12 protein-coding genes and 1 pseudogene are annotated in these 16,124 nt (G+C 72.8%); 6 read left to right on the forward strand and 7 right to left on the reverse strand.

Features of this window, described 5'->3' with window-relative positions; all coding sequences use genetic code 11:
* Positions 1 to 9 precede the first annotated feature (9 nt).
* From purB to GEV43_RS13910, 3 genes are all read right to left on the reverse strand, one after another.
* On the reverse strand, positions 10 to 1,320 hold the full coding sequence (gene purB, locus GEV43_RS13900) for an adenylosuccinate lyase (RefSeq protein ID WP_160821055.1): 1,311 nt from the start codon (positions 1,318 to 1,320) through the stop codon (positions 10 to 12).
* Positions 1,317 to 2,525: a low temperature requirement protein A gene (locus GEV43_RS13905; protein ID WP_160821056.1), complete on the reverse strand. Its 1,209-nt coding sequence runs from the start codon at positions 2,523 to 2,525 to the stop codon at positions 1,317 to 1,319. The genes purB and GEV43_RS13905 overlap by 4 nt, the downstream gene beginning before the upstream one ends.
* A gap of 109 nt (positions 2,526 to 2,634) precedes the next feature.
* On the reverse strand, positions 2,635 to 3,399 hold the full coding sequence (locus GEV43_RS13910) for a phosphotransferase (RefSeq protein WP_160821057.1): 765 nt from the start codon (positions 3,397 to 3,399) through the stop codon (positions 2,635 to 2,637).
* A 164-nt stretch (positions 3,400 to 3,563) separates the two neighbouring features.
* Here GEV43_RS13910 and GEV43_RS13915 point away from each other — a divergent pair, with 164 nt between their 5' ends.
* Positions 3,564 to 5,234: an alkaline phosphatase D family protein gene (locus GEV43_RS13915; RefSeq protein ID WP_160821058.1), complete on the forward strand. Its 1,671-nt coding sequence runs from the start codon at positions 3,564 to 3,566 to the stop codon at positions 5,232 to 5,234.
* A 168-nt stretch (positions 5,235 to 5,402) separates the two neighbouring features.
* On the opposite strand, the gene GEV43_RS13920 is transcribed toward GEV43_RS13915, so the two are convergent.
* Entirely contained in the window at positions 5,403 to 6,287 is an 885-nt protein-coding gene (locus tag GEV43_RS13920; RefSeq protein WP_160821059.1) for a hypothetical protein, read from the reverse strand.
* 212 nt (positions 6,288 to 6,499) lie between these two features.
* Between GEV43_RS13920 and GEV43_RS53785 the strand changes: the two genes are divergently transcribed.
* From GEV43_RS53785 to GEV43_RS13935, 3 genes are all read left to right on the forward strand, one after another.
* A complete protein-coding gene (locus tag GEV43_RS53785) occupies positions 6,500 to 9,427 on the forward strand; it encodes a sigma-70 family RNA polymerase sigma factor (protein ID WP_160821060.1) in 2,928 nt (975 codons plus the stop codon).
* A gap of 367 nt (positions 9,428 to 9,794) precedes the next feature.
* Positions 9,795 to 11,381 carry an NYN domain-containing protein gene (locus GEV43_RS13930; RefSeq protein WP_160821061.1) on the forward strand — a complete coding sequence of 529 codons (1,587 nt, stop codon included), beginning with the start codon at positions 9,795 to 9,797 and terminating at the stop codon, positions 11,379 to 11,381.
* A gap of 92 nt (positions 11,382 to 11,473) precedes the next feature.
* A complete protein-coding gene (locus GEV43_RS13935; protein ID WP_309239626.1) occupies positions 11,474 to 12,124 on the forward strand; it encodes a tetratricopeptide repeat protein in 651 nt (216 codons plus the stop codon).
* 67 nt (positions 12,125 to 12,191) lie between these two features.
* Here the strand turns inward: GEV43_RS13935 and GEV43_RS13940 are convergent, their stop codons facing one another.
* A complete protein-coding gene (locus GEV43_RS13940) occupies positions 12,192 to 12,758 on the reverse strand; it encodes a hypothetical protein (protein ID WP_160821062.1) in 567 nt (188 codons plus the stop codon).
* A gap of 84 nt (positions 12,759 to 12,842) precedes the next feature.
* On the opposite strand from GEV43_RS13940, the gene pyrE reads away from it, so the two are divergent.
* Positions 12,843 to 13,379, forward strand: a complete 537-nt coding sequence (pyrE, locus tag GEV43_RS13945; protein ID WP_160821063.1) for an orotate phosphoribosyltransferase — start codon at positions 12,843 to 12,845, stop codon at positions 13,377 to 13,379.
* Positions 13,380 to 13,395: 16 nt separating this feature from the next.
* Here the strand turns inward: pyrE and GEV43_RS13950 are convergent, their stop codons facing one another.
* Positions 13,396 to 13,758, reverse strand: a complete 363-nt coding sequence (locus GEV43_RS13950; RefSeq protein WP_241682892.1) for a RodZ domain-containing protein — start codon at positions 13,756 to 13,758, stop codon at positions 13,396 to 13,398.
* A gap of 105 nt (positions 13,759 to 13,863) precedes the next feature.
* Entirely contained in the window at positions 13,864 to 14,634 is a 771-nt protein-coding gene (locus GEV43_RS13955) for a DedA family protein (protein ID WP_160821065.1), read from the reverse strand.
* A 442-nt stretch (positions 14,635 to 15,076) separates the two neighbouring features.
* Here GEV43_RS13955 and fbaA point away from each other — a divergent pair.
* A pseudogene (gene fbaA, locus GEV43_RS13960) lies at positions 15,077 to 16,098 on the forward strand (class II fructose-bisphosphate aldolase).
* The last annotated feature ends 26 nt before the right edge of the window (positions 16,099 to 16,124 follow it).

Below are 16,124 nucleotides of genomic sequence, written 5' to 3' on the forward strand. Positions count from 1 at the left end.
GCGCTCCGGTCAGGTGAGCGCGGACAGGCGGTCGAACATGCCGTCCAGCCGCTGGACGAACCGTTCGGGACGGCAGACCTCGTCGAGCCGCGCCTCGTCCAGCGCGAGCCCGGCCTCGACGGCCCGCACGCGCAGCGTCTCGCGGAACGGGACGCCGGTCTCCCACGTCTCCATCGCGGCCTTCTGGACCAGCGGGTACGCCTCGTCGTCGCGGGACATCCCGGCCTCGACCAGTTCCAGCAGCACGGTGGAGGTGTAGATCAGGCCGCCGGTCGAGTCGAGGTTGGCGCGCATCCGCTCGGCGTCCACCACCAGGCCCGACATCAGGCGGTTGGTGAGGTTCAGCATGTAGTCGAGCGCGATCGCCGCGTCGGGCAGCGCGATCCGTTCGGTGGAGGAGTGCGAGATGTCGCGCTCGTGCCAGAGCGGGATGCCCTCCATCACCGGGACGATCTGCGCGCGGACGATCCGCGCCATCCCGGCGAGCCGTTCGGAGATGATCGGGTTCTTCTTGTGGGGCATCGCGGACGAGCCCTTCTGGCCCTTGCCGAACGGCTCCCACAGCTCGCGCACCTCGGTGCGCTGCCCGTGCCGCACCTCCAGCGCGATCGCCTCGCAGACCGTCGCCGCGATCGCGAGCGCGGAGACCCACTCGCTGATGCCGTCGCGGATCACGACCTGCGTGGAGACGTCGGCGCCCTTGAGGTCCAGCTCGCGCGCGACGTGCCGTTCGATCTCCGGGTCGATGTTGGAGTACGTCCCGACCGCGCCGGAGATCGCCATCACGCCGACGCCCTCGCGCGCGCGGCGGAGCCGGTCGCGGGAGCGGGCCATGGCGAACGCGAAGTCGGCGACGCGGTGCCCCCACACGTCGGGCTCGCCGTGGATGCCGTGGGTGCGGCCGACGCGCAGCGTCGCGCGGTGCTCCAGCGCGTGGTCGCGGAGCGTCGCGACCAGCGTGTCGGCCTTGGCGAGCAGGATGTCGGTGGCCTCGACGAGCTGGAGCGCGAGCGCGGTGTCGAGCAGGTCGGACGAGGTCATCCCGAAGTGCACGTAGCGGGCGGCCTCGCGCGGCTCGGTGTTGTCGGCCCACGCCGAGAGGAACGCGATCACGTCGTGCTGGGTGACCGCCTCGATCTCGTGCACCGCCTCGGGGGTGGGCGGCGGGGCCTTGCGGATCGGCTCCACCACCTCCGGCGGGATCGTGCCGGCCTCGGCGTGGGCCTCGACCACGAGGGTCTCCACCTGGCACCACAGCTCGTACTTGTGCGCGTCGCTCCAGACGCGTCCCATCTCGGGAAGGGTGTAGCGCTCAATCACGCCGACGATTGTCCCAGGTCGCGCTCGCGGCCCGCGCCCCGGAGCCCCCCGAGCCCGCGCGGGACGGCCCGTCCGGCGCGGTGCTCGGCGGCGAGGGCCGCCGCGACGACGGCGACGAGCGCGGCGAGCTCGGCGGCGGAGCCCCACAGGCCGACCGGGAACGCGGCGACCGCGACCGCGGCGGCGGCCAGCCGGATCCGGGACGGCCCGGTGCCGAGGACCCGCCGGAACGCGGCGTCGCCGGCGAGGTAGATCGCGACGCCGCCGGCGAGCGCGAGCGCGGGCGCGGCGTCCAGGTGCTCCCAGGCGTGGCCGAGCGCCTTCTTCATCCCGGCCGCGGCGACGATCACGCCGACGACGATCGGGATGTGCGCGTAGAAGTAGCCGAACATCGTCATCTGGGCGCGCCGCGCGTCGTCCGCCTCGGTCAGGGCCTTTTCGGCGCGCTCGTCGTCACCGACGAAGTACGTCCACCAGATCGCGGCGGCGAGCGCGAGGCCGAGCAGGACCGCGACGATCAGCCCGGCGTCCAGGGCCAGGCCCTCGACGCCGACGCCGATCGCGATGACCGACTCGCCGAGCGTGATGATGACGAGCAGCCCGTGCCGTTCGACGATGTGCGCGGGCTGGATCGCGAACCGCCCGCCCGGCGGGACGATGAACGGCTGCGCGATCGGGACGATCAGCGCGAGCGTCCACAGGACGTAGACCGCCGGGCCGTCCAGCAGGCCCGCGACGACGATCAGCGCGGCGGCCAGCAGGTTGGCGGGCAGCACCCGCAGGATCATCCGGTTGCCCTGCGCGTACAGCGTGACGTGCGCGAGGACGAGCACCAGGTAGCCGAGGCCCCACACCACCCCGCCGTCCTTGAACGCGGTCGGCGTCGCGAGCGCGACCATGAAGAACCCGCCCATGCCCGCCAGCACGAGCAGCCGCCGCAGCGCCGTCGTCGGCGCGGTCATGTTGGTCAGCCAGGCGTACCCGGCGTACATCCACCACAGCACGCCGAACATCAGCACGACCTGGAAGAGGCCGAGCGGGTTCAGCTCGTGGACCAGGACCCCGGTGAGCTGGGTGACCGCGAACACGAACACCAGGTCGAAGAAGAGCTCCAGCGTCGTGACGCGGTAACCCGCCTCACCCGGCGCGTCGGCCGGGGGTGCCGGGGGAGGTCCGGGTTCGGGGGACGGAGGGTTGGGCGGCATGCCGACCTCGCAGGGCGTTCCGGGAATGGGGGGTTTGCATTGTAATCGTGTAATTTCCCGGAACGGCGGCGGGTCCGGACGCCGGTCAGGCGGCGGGCCCGGACGCCGGTCAGGCCCAGAAGGATGGCGGGAGGGCTTCGATCTCGGCGGCGGCCTGTTCGAGGTCGGCGGCGAACGGCAGCAGCGTCTCGTAGTACGGCGTGCCCTTCATGCCGTGGATCGCGCGGGCGTTGATCCGGGCCCGTTCCACCACGGTCCCGCCGAACGCCGAGCGGTCACCCTCGTAGCCGTACGCGTCGAGCAGCAGCCGCAGCCTCCGCGCACGGTCGTCGAACGCCGTGAACCCCTGCGCCTCGACCACCCGGCGGGCGTGCAGCGGCACCCAGGTCAGCGCCGAGTACGCCAGGTCCATCTCCCGCGACGACGGCGACGCGGTGTCCCAGTCGACGAACCCGACGAGGCCGTCCGCGCCCCACACGGCGTTGTTGGGGGACGCGTCGTGGTGGCCGATGACCAGGCCCGGCTGCCACGGGCGCCCGGTGAACCACGTCGCGCCCTCCTCCGGGACGTAGTCCGCGGTCGCGTCGTGCAGCCGGCGCAGCCACGCGCCCACCTGTTCCAGCGCGAGATCGGAGTGCGCCCAGGCGGGCCATGGCAGACGTTCGCCGATCGTCTCGCCGTCCAGCCAGGTGAGGACCTCGCGGCCCTGCTCGTCGAAGCCCAGCACCCTCGGCGCGCCCTCGAACCCGATCGACTCCAGATGGCGCAGCACGCCGTGGACGGCGGGCGTCCAGTGGTTCGCTCCGCGGTGCACGGTGTCGCCGACGCGCACGGCGCCCACGTGCCTGCCGCCGGGAAGCCTCTGCTCGTCCATGCGCCCAGTTGTACGCCGCCGCGCGCGCCGCCGCACCGGGTTATTCGCCGCCCCGCGGCAAGGCGCGAGGCCGCCACAAGCACGTGCCGGCGACGTGCCCGTACGGGGCCCGAACCGCCGAAGCGATGGACGCGGCCACCCCGCGTCCGCTAGAGAAGCGTGGTATGACCGCTTTGGTACTCGGGCCCCATCTCCGGCACGTGAGCGCGCACACCGCGACGATCTGGGTGGAGACCGACCGCCCCTGCGAGGTCCGCGTCACCGGTGACGGCATCGGCGACGCCGCCTCCCGGACGTTCACCGTGCACGGCCACCACTACGCGATCGTCGAGATCGACGGCCTGGAGGCGGGCGCGCGCGTCCCCTACGAGGTCGCGCTCGACGGGGAACGGGCCTGGCCCGAGGACGGCACGCGGTTCCCGCCGAGCCGGATCCGGACGCTCGGCGGCGACGGGCCGCTGCGCGTGTCGTTCGGATCGTGCCGGCGCTCGCCGGACAAGGCGAACCGGCACGGCCACGACGCCCTCGCCGCGTTCGCGCACAGCCTCGCCGGGACCGGCGACCGCGCGCCGGGCGGCGCGCCCGCTGACCGGGGCGACCCGCCCGAGGACGCCTTCGAGTGGCCGGACGTCCTGCTCATGGTCGGCGACCAGGTGTACGCCGACGAGCTGAGCGAGGAGATGCGGGCGTTCATCCGGGGCCGCCGCGACCCGGACGAGCCGCCGGCGGACGAGGTCGCCGACTACGAGGAGTACACCCGCCTCTACGAGCTGGCCTGGCGCGAGGACCCCGCGGTGCGGTGGCTGCTGTCGACCGTCCCCACGTTCACCATCTTCGACGACCACGACATCCGCGACGACTGGAACACCTCCTACACCTGGCGGCGGCAGATGTGGTCGCAGCCCTGGTGGCGGGCCCGCATCACCGGCGGCATCGGCTCGTACTGGATCTACCAGCACCTCGGCAACATGTCCCCGGCCGACCGCGCGGCCGACCCGGTGTACGCGGCGGTGCGCGAGGCGTCCGAGGAGAGCGGCGACGGCGCCAAGGTCCTGGACGAGTTCGCCGAACGGGCCGACAAGGAGCCCGCCAGCACCCGCTGGAGCTACGCGCACGACTGGGGCGGCACCCGGCTCATCGTGGTCGACAGCCGCTGCTCCCGGCTGCTGACGGCCGACCGGCGCGGGATGCTGGACGACGAGGAGTTCCAGTGGCTGGACGGGCAGTGCCAGGGCGGCATGGACCACCTGCTCATCGCCAGCTCCCTGCCATACCTGCTGCCGAGGGCGATCCACCACGCCGAGTCGTGGAACGAGGCGATGGCCGAGGGCGCGTGGGGCAAGCGGAGCGCGCGGCTCGGGGAGAGCATCCGCCAGGCCGCCGACCTCGAACACTGGGCGGCGTTCGACGCCTCGTTCCGCGAGGTGGCCGCCGACGTCGTCGCGGTCGCGCGGGGAGAACGGGGTCCCGCCCCCGCCAGCGTCACGTTTCTGTCGGGTGACATCCACTACTCGTACCTGGCCAGGGTCACCGAGCCGAGCACCACCTCGACCGTCTCGCAGGTCGTGTGCTCGCCGCTGCGCAACCCGCTCGTCGGGAGGTTCCGCCTGGCCAACAGGGTCGCCACCGCGAGGGCGACCGGCGCGCCGTTCCGCCTGCTGGCCAAGCTGTCCAAGGTCGCCCCGCCGCCGCTGCGCTGGCGCATGACCGAGGGCCCGTGGTTCGACAACGCCATCGCCACCGTCGAGCTGTGGGACCGCGACTGCCGCGTCCGCTGGCAGACGCCCGGCACGCCGACGTCCCTCACCGAGATGGGCCGCGCCACCGTCTGCTGACTCCCGGCGCGCCGCCGCCCCGGCCCCCGACGGCCAGGGAACGGCGGCGCGCCGCGAACCGGCGCGGTGGTGCGCCCGCTCCGCCCCTCGCCGGAGCGGGCGCACCCCCGACGCGCCCCGGGCAGGCCATCGACGCTGTGCCCATCGCGTCTAACGCGTCTAACGCGCTTAACGCGCCAGCGCCTCCAGCAGGTCCAGGGCCCGGGGCAGGGACGCGGGAAGCCGTTCGATCCAGACGAGGAACGACTCGCCTCCCGGCCTGCCGTCGTCCGGCGACCGTCCCGGCGGATGGACGCTGTCGAGGAACGACCGTTCGGACGCGAGCGTCAACGCGAGTAGGTTGCGCAGGCGCTCGACCCGCTGCTCCAGGTCCGGTTCCAGGGGAACGAGCGCCGCGGCCCTGCCGGTCCCAACCATCGTGAGCGTCTCCCCGTCCGGAAAGACCGCCCGCAGGTCCTGTGCCACCACGACCGACCTCGCGAGCCGCCGCCACGGCTCCGACCCGTCCGACAGATCCACCATCACCAGGCAGTGCCCGCTGAGCACGGCATCCGCGTCCGTTGGCGGGCGCGGCCGAAGCGGCGCGTCCGGCGGAAGCGGCGCGGGTGGCGGCGATATCCGGATGGCGCGGTAGAGCTCCGCCAGGCGGCCTCGCAGGTACGCGACGGTCGTCAGGCCCGTGAGCGGGTCTTCGCAGTTCTCGGCGGCGAGCGCCATCATGCCCGCGTCGACCCACCCCTGCGCCGTGCACCGGACGAGCGGCAACGGCGGGTCCGGCCAGTCCAGCACGGAGAACAGCGCGCCGAGGTCGTCCAGCGCCTCGCCGATGCCCACTCCCGCGCGCCCGCGCGCCTGCCCGAGCCGCGCGCAGGCGCGGGCCATCCCGCGGCCGTCGCACACCGCCTCGACCACGGCCTCCACCGCCGGGGCCCACCAGTCGCCCGGCAGGTTCCAGCAGGACGTGACGCTGCGAGAGCGCCACCGTTCCCGCAACTCCTCCGTGCTCCGACGGGAACCGCTTCCCGCGCGTCCGCCGCTCCAGAGGTACGCCATCGCGCCTCCGCCCCCTGCTCATCCGTCGGTTCGGGCACCCGCGGGACCGGCCCGGAGTGCGTTCTGCGGCCCTCCAACGGACGAGCGGTCCGGTCATGACGCGATTCGCCGAACCATCTGCCGCGACATTCGGTGGTCAAGGCGTCACAATGAGTTGGCAATGTCGAGCGGCGTTCGGCATGACACCGGCAAGCCCGAGGCGAGGAGGCCCCGTGAACGAGACCGCGTCCCACCTGGCTCCGCCCGAGACCAGCGACGCGGTGCTCATCTCGCGGATCCGCGACGGCGACGTGTCCGCGTACGGCGCGCTCTACGAGCGGCACCTCGGCGCGGCGCGCGGCCTCGCCCGGCACCTGGTCGAGGGCGACGCCGCCGAGGACGCCGTGCAGGAGACCTTCGCCAAGATCCTCGACGTGCTGCGGCGGGGCGGCGGGCCCGACTCGGGGTTCCGCCCGTACCTGCTCACCTCCGTCCGCCGGACGGTCTACGACCGTTACCGCGCGGAGAAGCGGGTGCGGAGCACCGACCAGATCGAGCTGTACGACGCGGGCGCGCCGTTCGAGGACCCGGCGGTGGAGGGGCTGGAGCGGTCGATGATCGTCCGCGCGTTCCGGTCGCTGCCCGAACGCTGGCAGGCCGTGCTGTGGCACACCGAGATCGAGGGGGCCAAGCCCGCCGACGTCGCGCCGCTGCTCGGCCTCACCGCCAACGGCACCGCGGCCCTCGCCTACCGGGCCCGCGAAGGGCTGCGCCAGGCGTACCTCCAGATGCACCTGTCAGAACCTCCCGGCACCGGAACCGCCGCGGGCGCGACCGTCGCCGCCGTCGACGAACGCTGCCGTCCGGCCCTCGACAAGCTCGGCTCGTACGTGCGCGGAGGTCTCGCCAAGCGCGACGCGCGCGCGGTCGAGGCGCATCTGGACGGCTGCTCGCGCTGCAAGGGCATCTACACCGAGCTCGCCGACGTCAACTCCACGCTCCGCGAGGTCCTCGGCCCCGCGGTCCTCGGCTCCGCCGCCACCGCCTACCTGGCCGCGGTCGCCGCGGGCCAGGGCGGCACTGGAGCCGGAGGCATCCTCGGCTGGTTCCGGCGCCTCCCGAAGCGGCAGCAGCAGGGGCTCGCGGGCGCGACCGTGGCCGCTGCGGCCCTCGCGGTGCTCGGGCTCGTCCTGGTCTCCGGCGAGGAACCGATCAAACCGGTCGGCAGGTCACCGATCGCACGCGCGCCGGCTGAGCCCGCGAGGCCGGCACCGAATCCCCCGGCGGCTCCCGCGCCGCCTGCGGCACCGCCACCGGCACCCGCGCCGAAGCCCGCACCGAAGCCCGTGCCGAAGTCCCAACCCCAGAAACCCACGCCGAACGAGCCCAAAGCCAAGCCTCCGGCACCCGTTCCCCCGCCGCCCGCCACGCCCGCGCGCATGACGGCCCGCATCGGTCCCGTCGGGACGTTGCTGCGCAACCAGCCCGGCATCGTCGCGATGGCCGTCCGTAACGGCGGCGCCGGACGGTCCGACGACGTCGTGGCCGATATCGACCTCCCGCCCGACGTCACCTACGCGGGCGCGCCGACCGGACGCAACGCGGCGCTGTTCACTCCCGACCACGCCCCCGGCGACGGCTGGACGTGCCGTCCGACCGCCGTCCGCGCGCCCGCGCCCCCTCCCCACGGCAACGACCCGTACGACGCGTCGGGCGCTTCACCTGCGAAAAAGCCCGGCCCGGGAACGCATGGCAAATCCCCGCGCCATCCCAAACGCCCCTACGACGGCGATCCCCGCCACGGCTCCCCCGACACCCATGGAAACGGCGACAATCCTGCGAACCGCGCCATTCCAAAGGACCACGCGTCGCCCGACAACCCCGAGAACGTGAAAAGCCACGGAAATCCTCAAGGCAACAGCACGCACGCACCTCCTGTAAACCCCGCCACATCCGCAAAGCCGGGAACTTCCGCTAACACCGATAACCCCGCGAACGGCGGTAACACCGCGAACCCCGATAACCCCGCAAGCGGCACCGACCCGAAGAGTCACCCGAACGGCGCGGACCCCGCTGACCTGGGTAAAGGAACGACACGGGCCAACCGCGTGCGGTGCACGCACGCGCCGATGAAACCGTCCGCCTCCACGACCGCGTACCTCCACGTCAACGTGGGGCCGACAGCGCCGTACGACACGCCCCCGCAGGTGACGCTGCGTGCCGGCGGCGCGGCCGTGACGGCCAAGGCCCCGGAGGGCGTGGCATCCGCCGGACTGCCCGCGCGGTTCGCCGCGGACGGGAACGTGCGCACGGTGGAGACCGGCAACGCGCTGCTGTCCTGCGACGAGCGTTCGCCCGAGTGCCGCGGCGCGCCCGGCCGCAAGGACGGACGCCGCGACAACGACTTCTGGCGGATGTGCCTGGTCGACGACGACCACGACAGGACGACGCGGAGTTCGAGCGCGGCGCGCCTGGCGTTGCCCGCGAGGGCGAAGGTGCTGTGGGCCGGGCTGTACTGGTCCGGCGTGTCGCCCGCGGACGGCCCCGTCACCGCCAGGCTGCGCGGGCCGGGCGGGACGTACCGGACGCTGACCGCGTCCCGCGTCGGGCGCGACCGGCTGCCCGGGGACCCGGCGTACCAGGCGTTCGCCGACGTGACCGGCCTCGTCGCGCGGCACGGCGCGGGCACGTGGTGGGCCGCCGACGTCCCCACCCGCGAGGGCGTCGCGCGCTACGCGGGATGGAGCCTCGTCACGGTCGTCCGGGACCCCGCCGCGCCGCACCAGCAGGCGATGGTGCTCGACGGCGTGCGGGCGCTCGGCGCTCCGTCGGCCGCGCGCCTGGACGTGCCGGTGAACGGCCTCGTCGCGTCCGCGCGTCCGGCCCGCATCGGCGTGGTGACCTGGGAGGGCGACGCCGGACTGCCCGGCGACCGGGTGCTGCTCGACGGCCGGGCGCTCGCGCCCGCGACGGGCGGGCGGTCGCCGGACAACGTGTCCGACGGCTCGGCCAGCGGCGCGATCGGCCGCAGGCAGCCGTTCGGGGTGGACGTCGATCACTTCATGACCGTGCTCGACAGCGGGAGGACACTTTCCCTCGTCACGGGCCAGGACGCGCTTCTCGCGGGCGTCGTCACGGTCACCGCTCCCATGCGCGGGTGAAGTACGGCAAAGATCATGAGGAAGCATTAGGGGTGGACCGGAACGGCTGGTAGCGTCCGCCGCGTTGATCCCTCAAAGAGTGAAGGCATGAGGATCCGGACGGACGCGTTCCGTCAACGCGCGCCGGGACGATCGGCGCGGGGACGGAGCCGGGGAGTCGCGGATGCGCGATCGTCATGAAAGAGTGGCGAATCGCCGTATTGGCCTACGGGACTAACGGGCTTCACTACGCTATAGAGGCCCGGGGTCATTCGCCGGCCCGCGTCCCGAGAGCAGGAAGGGCAGGCCACGAAGATGGTCACCTTCGACAGCCTGACCGTGGGGTGGGCACGTGGTGAGGTCCCGTGTTGAGGAAAGGCGGTGTCGCATGGATCGCTGCGCGCTGTTCGTAGACGCCGGCTATCTGCTGGCCGACGGGGCCATGGCGGTGCACGGCACCCGCCATCGCGACACCGTCTCGTGGGACTTCGGCGGCCTGCTGCAACTGCTCGGCAACCTCTCCCGCGAGCGCACCGGGATGCCGCTGCTGCGCTGCTACTGGTACGAGGCGACCATCGAGGGCCGCCGCGCCCCCGAGCACGAGGCGCTCGCCGACCTGCCCGGCCTGAAGCTGCGGCTCGGCCGGATCCGTCCGGGCCGCCGCGAGGGCGTCGACACCGAGATCCACCGCGACCTGATGACGCTCGCCCGCAACGGCGCGCTCGCCGACGCCGTCGTGGTCAGCGGCGACGAGGACCTCGCGCAGGTCGTCGCCGACGCCCAGGACCTCGGCGTCCGCGTCACCGTCGTGCACGTCGCCGTCGACGGCAACTGGACGATCTCGCGGGTGCTCCGGCAGGAGTGCGACGACCTCATCGAGATCGGCTCCGGCCACCTGCGCCCCTACGTCAACCTGCTCGCCGGAATGGAGAGCGCGACCGGGCCGTCCGCCCTCCCCGGCCCGCTGTCGAACGGGCACGGCAACGGCACCGGCCCGTCCATCGGATCGTTGCAGGCCACCTCGCACAACAGCCCGCCGCCCGCGTCGCCGATCACCTCCCAGCCGCCGTCCGCCACGTCGCCGTCCTCCGGGATCGGCGCGGGTTCCGGCGGCATCGGCTCGGGCGGCGGCACCGGCGGCTACGGCTCGGCGTCGGGCCTCGGCTCGGGCACCAGCTACGGCTCCGGAACGAACACGGGCCCCATCTCCCCGTCCGCCCTGGGCCTGGGCACGGGCACGGGCTCGGGAACCGGCGGCCTCGGATCGGGCTCCGGAACGAGCACGACCTCCGGCTCAAGCTCAGGCATGGGCTCAGGCTCAGGCATGGGCTCCAACTCCGGCATGGGCTCAAGCTCGGGCATGAATTCAAGCTCGGGCATGGGCTCAAGCTCAGGCATGAACTCCGGCTCGGGCATGGGCTCGGGGTCCGGGATGGGGTCTGGGATGGGCTCGGGCATGGGGTCCGGCTCCGGGATGGGGTCCGGATCGGCGATGGGGTCGGGTCTGCCGTCGAGTTCGGCGCCGATTCACTCCGCTCCGACGTCCGTTCCGCCGCCCTCGCCGCAGACCACCGCGCCCGCGCCGCAGAGCACGGGCCCGCAGTACATCCCGCCGATCGCGGCGCCGTCGCCGAGCCCGGTCCCGCCCGCGCCGTCCGTGCCGCCCCAGTCGCACGGCCCCTACACCGGGCCGCAGCAGATCGCGCCGCTGCCCGTCCAGCAGAACGCGCCGACCCTCGCGGACGCCGTGAAGGCCGCGCACCAGGAGGGCCAGGACTTCGGCGAGTCCGTCGCCCGCGACGCCCCCGCCCTCTGGCTGGAGGCCGTGCTCGCCCGCAAGCCGCGGATGCCGTCCGACCTGGAGGCCAGGCTCCTCCAGGGCTCCTCGCTCCCGATCGACTTCCTGCTCCACGACGAGGTGCGGCACGCGCTGCGCCGCGGATTCTGGGACGCGCTCGAACGTTCCCGCAGGTGATACCTGTACCCGCCGGGGGTAAACGCGTAGGTAATTCACGATCATCCTCGATTCGCCCGCTTCGGCCGTCGAGCGGCGGGTAGCGTTGAAGCGTGACGCATGTGACGGAAGACGATCTCGACGACCTGGAGTTCGACACCCTGCGCACCGGCGATCACATCTCGGCGGCACTGCGGCTCTCGGAGCTGGCCGAGTCCGTGTCCGGCGGGGTGTCGCGCGCCAACGTGCTGTTGCGCGCGGGTGAGCAGTGGCAGCACGCCGGCGACCACGCCAAGGCCGCCGAGCTGTACCGCCGAGCGCTGGAGGACGGCGGCGAGACCTACGGGGACCCGCGCGCCTACCTCGCCGACGCGCTGTTCGAGCTGAGCCGCGCCGACGAGGCCCGCGCGCTCGTCGAGCAGATCCGCGCCGACCAGCCCCGCGACCCGGAGGTGTACCGCACCGTCGCCGAGGTGCTCTACGCGCAGGGCGACCCGGCCGGGGCGCACGACTGGGCCACCTCGGGCGCCGACGTCGTCCTCGCGCTGCGCGACCGCGCGGTCGGCACCGGCATCGGCGGCGGCCCCGACGAGGCGCCCGCCACCGAGGACGAGGAGTCGCTGACACCCGGCCCGGACGACGTGGCGCTCGCCGAGGACAGCCTGGAGGCCCTCCTGCGCCTGCGCTACCGCGCCCGAGTCGATCTCGGCCGCGACGAGGACGACTACGACGCCCTCCTCGACGACCTCCTCAAGAACGCCTGACCCTGCCCGTCCCGCCCTGCCCCGCGTTCGGCCCGGAAGGCCGGACGCCGTCCCCTGACGCCCGGACTCAGAGCAGGGTGATCAGTTCGCTGAGGAGTTGGGCGGCCGCCGCGGGGGGCTCGTGTTCGATGACCGGCCAGCCGCGGAGGCGTGCCTGCCGTACGGCCTGTTCGCGGCCCGCGGCGCTCGGTCCTTGGTCGGCGGCCGTACGGTCCGCGTGCGTGCGCAGGTAGCCGCAGGGAGCCTCGGGCCAGTCGGGCGGTACGGGTGCCGGGGCGGGGCCGGCGCCGTCGTGCTCGTGGTCATGGTCGTGCTCGTGCTCGCGGCGGACGCGGGGCAGCACGGCGTCCACGAAGACGTAGCCGCCGACCTTGCGGTGCGCCGCGCGCTGCGCGAGCGCGACGGCGGGCAGCAGCGGACCCGCCTCGCCGTGCGCGACCAGGACCAGCGGGGTGGCGGGCGCGGTCGCGGCGATGATCAGGGAGGCGCGGGCGACGTAGCGGGCGCCGTCGCCGTCGGGGACGTCCGGGGCGATCACGTCGAGCCCGTACGAGCGGAGCATCTCGGGGAGGTCGCCCCAGGACGCGGCGGACGCGCGGGGGGCGTGCAGCAGGACGAGGGATCCGGGCGTCAATCGTCCACCTCCAGGCCCCGTTCCTCTGCGGCCACCGTACACGGGGTACGCGAGCACCGGACGGGGGTGAATAGGGTTCTCCCCGTGAGCGATCGTGATGACCTGCTGCGTGAGATCAAGGAAAAGGCCGTGGTGCACGGCGACTTCGTGCTGTCGTCCGGCAGGCGCGCGTCCTGGTACGTGGACCTGCGCCGGGTGACCCTGGACGGCGCGGTCGCGCCGCTGGTCGGGCGGGTGATGCTCGACGCGACGGCCGACCTGGAGTACGACGCGGTGGGCGGTCTCACGCTCGGCGCCGACCCGGTCGCCGCGGCGATGCTGCACGCCTCGGCCGCGCGGGGACGGGCTCTGGACGCGTTCGTGGTGCGCAAGTCCGACAAGACGCACGGCCTCCAGCGCCGGATCGAGGGGCCGGACGTGGCCGGGCGCCGGGTGCTCGCCGTCGAGGACACCTCGACCACGGGGGGTTCGGTGCTCACCGCCGTCGAGGCGCTGCGCGCCGCCGGGGCGGAGGTCGTCGCGGTGGCCACGATCATCGAACGGGGCGCCGCCGACCGGATCGCCGCCGAGGGCCTGGAGTACCGGCACCCGTACGACGTCTCCGACCTCGGCGTCGACTGACCGCTCCCGCCCGGGGCTACCGCTGGTCGACGAACCACGTGGCCCGCCCCGGGCCGCGGGCTCGCTGGAGCTTGCCGTAGATGGTGACCTGCACCGAGGACCCGTTGTTGACGACGAGGTTGAGCGGTGCTTCGCGGAACGTCCGCGTATCGCCGGTCTGGAGGACGCCCTGGGCGGCGATCTCGCCGGTGTCGGACACCTTGACGACGACGTTGGTGGGGGGCCCGACCACGCGGACGAGCAGGGGGATGGCCGCCGACGCCGCCTGGGTCGAACGGCGCGGAGACACGCTGGCGGTGTCCGTGCTGTCCGACGGCGCCGCGCCGGCCGGCCCGGGTTCCTTGTCGTGGTCACCGGTCAGCGCGTTCACGAGCGCCATCCCGCCCACGACGAGGAGCGCTAAGGCGAGTATCACGGCCAAGGCCGCGATCAGTATGCGCGCGAGACCACGAGGGTCCGACCGATGACGTCCCACATGGGGAGGTTAGCGATAACTGTCACCGCTGAGCGACGGACGTGACTCTTCAGAGCCATTCTTCTTCGGACCGTTGTGCTGGCCGCGCGCGCTGTGGCGGCCCCGGCCGTGCTTGCCGCCCGGCTCCTTGCGGCCCTTCATGACCTCCCGGATGATCGGGATGACCGACAGGATCAAGATCACCGCGACGCCCGGCAGGATGTACTTCTCGATGTCGGGGACCTCGGAGCCGAGGAAGTGGCCCAGCAGGAACAGGGCGTCGGTCCAGATCACGCCGCCGACGACGTTCCAGACGAAGAACTTGCGGCTGTCCATGCCGAGCATCCCGGCGAGCGGGTTGAGGAACGTCCGCACGATCGGGATGAACCGCGCCAGCACGACCGCGCGGGCCGGGCCGAACCGGTTGAAGTAGTACTCGGCCTTGTCGACCCACTCCTGCCGGAAGATCTTCGAATCCGGGCGTTCGAAGAGCTTGCGGCCGTAGCGGGCGCCGAGCCAGTGCCCGAGCTGGGCGCCGGCGATCGCCGCGACGGGCCCGCCGATCAGCAGCCAGGGCAGTGACAGGGACTGGAACTCCTGCCCGTTGACGGTCGAGACCGCCGTCAGGATTCCCGCCGTGAACAGCAGCGAGTCGCCGGGCAGGATGCAGCCGATCAGCAGTCCGGTCTCCGCGAAGATGATGGCGAGCACGCCGATCGTCGCGAACGTGCCGAACAGCTGCAACCAAGCGGTGGGGTGCAGCCACTCGGTGATGTCAAGGGGAATGAGCGTGAGATCCACACCGCGAGCGTACCTGTCCGGACGGTTCGTTACCGAGCAATGAGCTTCCTACGCGGGCCCCCTCCGGCACCGTGGCCACCGGCTTTTCCGCGCTTCGCGCCCGCCCCTCCCTACCCGCCCCTCCCAGGTCCCGCAGGCGGCCGTCCCGGAGGACCCGAAAGCCGCCGCGCCCGGGGCGTTCGCGGCTGGCCCGGAGTCGAAAATTCGAGATACTTGCGATGTGGCGCTTCCTTGCGGGGTAGCGAGCATCGAGACGAGAGCGAACCCGTTCCTCGGGCGGAGCCCCGGGGGTGTGGGGGTTCGCCCTCACACGAGATACTGACCGTGGACGGCATGCCCTGCCCTTGCCTCGTGCCCATGGCCTGACCTGGGACGCGACGGTGCGGGACACCCGCCCGGCCGGACGCCCGGCGGCACCACTGCGTACGAAAGGACGTTGACAATGCCCATCGCGACCCCCGAGGTCTACGCGGAGATGCTCGACCGTGCCAAGCGGGAGGGCTTCGCCTACCCCGCGATCAACGTGACGTCCAGCCAGACGCTGAACGCGGCGCTGCGCGGCTTCGCGGAGGCGGAGAGCGACGGCATCGTGCAGGTGTCCACCGGCGGGGCCGAGTACCTGTCGGGCTCCACGGTCAAGGACATGGTCGTCGGCGCCTCCGCCCTCGCGGAGTACGCCCGGGTGGTGGCCGCCAAGTACCCGGTCAACATCGCGCTGCACACCGACCACTGCCCGAAGGACAAGCTGGACGGCTTCATGCGGCCGCTCATCAAGATCTCGCAGGAGCGGGTGGCGCGCGGCGAGGAGCCGCTGTTCCAGTCGCACATGTGGGACGGCTCGGCCGTGCCGCTGGATGAGAACCTGGAGATCGCCGCCGGGCTGCTGGACGAGTGCGCCAAGGCCCGGATCATCATGGAGATGGAGATCGGCGTCGTCGGCGGCGAGGAGGACGGCGTCGCCAACGAGATCAACGAGAAGCTCTACACGACCCCGGGCGACGCCCTGGCCACCGCCCAGGCCGTCGGGGTCGGGGAGAAGGGCCGCTACATCCTGGCGGCGACGTTCGGCAACGTGCACGGCGTCTACAAGCCGGGCTCGGTGAAGCTGCGCCCCGAGGTGCTCAAGGACATCCAGGACGCGGTCGGCGCCGAGTACGGCAAGGACAAGCCGTTCGACCTGGTCTTCCACGGCGGTTCGGGCTCCACGCTGGAGGAGATCCGCGAGGCGGTGTCGTACGGCGTGGTGAAGATGAACATCGACACCGACACGCAGTACGCGTTCACCCGGCCGGTCGCCGACCACATGCTCCGCAACTACGAGGGCGTGCTGAAGGTCGACGGCGAGGTCGGCAACAAGAAGCAGTACGACCCGCGCGCGTGGGCAAGGCGGCGGAGGCCGCGATGGCCGCGCGCATCGTCCAGGCCAGCGAGAACCTCCAGTCCGCCGGCCGGAAGCTGAAGTAGCCGCCTCGGCGTAGCCGCGCCCGCGG

The organism is Actinomadura sp. J1-007, assembly GCF_009793335.1.
GTDB classification, from domain to species: domain Bacteria; phylum Actinomycetota; class Actinomycetes; order Streptosporangiales; family Streptosporangiaceae; genus Spirillospora; species Spirillospora yumaensis.

Bases quoted from the DNA above. Each gene is read 5' to 3' on its own strand.
- GEV43_RS13905 (WP_160821056.1), bottom strand. From the start codon at position 2,525: ATGCCGCCCAACCCTCCGTCCCCCGAACCCGGACCTCCCCCGGCACCC.
- GEV43_RS13910 (WP_160821057.1), bottom strand. From the start codon at position 3,399: ATGGACGAGCAGAGGCTTCCCGGCGGCAGGCACGTGGGCGCCGTGCGC.
- GEV43_RS13915 (WP_160821058.1), top strand. From the start codon at position 3,564: ATGACCGCTTTGGTACTCGGGCCCCATCTCCGGCACGTGAGCGCGCAC.
- GEV43_RS13920 (WP_160821059.1), bottom strand. From the start codon at position 6,287: ATGGCGTACCTCTGGAGCGGCGGACGCGCGGGAAGCGGTTCCCGTCGG.
- GEV43_RS13930 (WP_160821061.1), top strand. From the start codon at position 9,795: ATGGATCGCTGCGCGCTGTTCGTAGACGCCGGCTATCTGCTGGCCGAC.
- GEV43_RS13950 (WP_241682892.1), bottom strand. From the start codon at position 13,758: ATGGCGCTCGTGAACGCGCTGACCGGTGACCACGACAAGGAACCCGGG.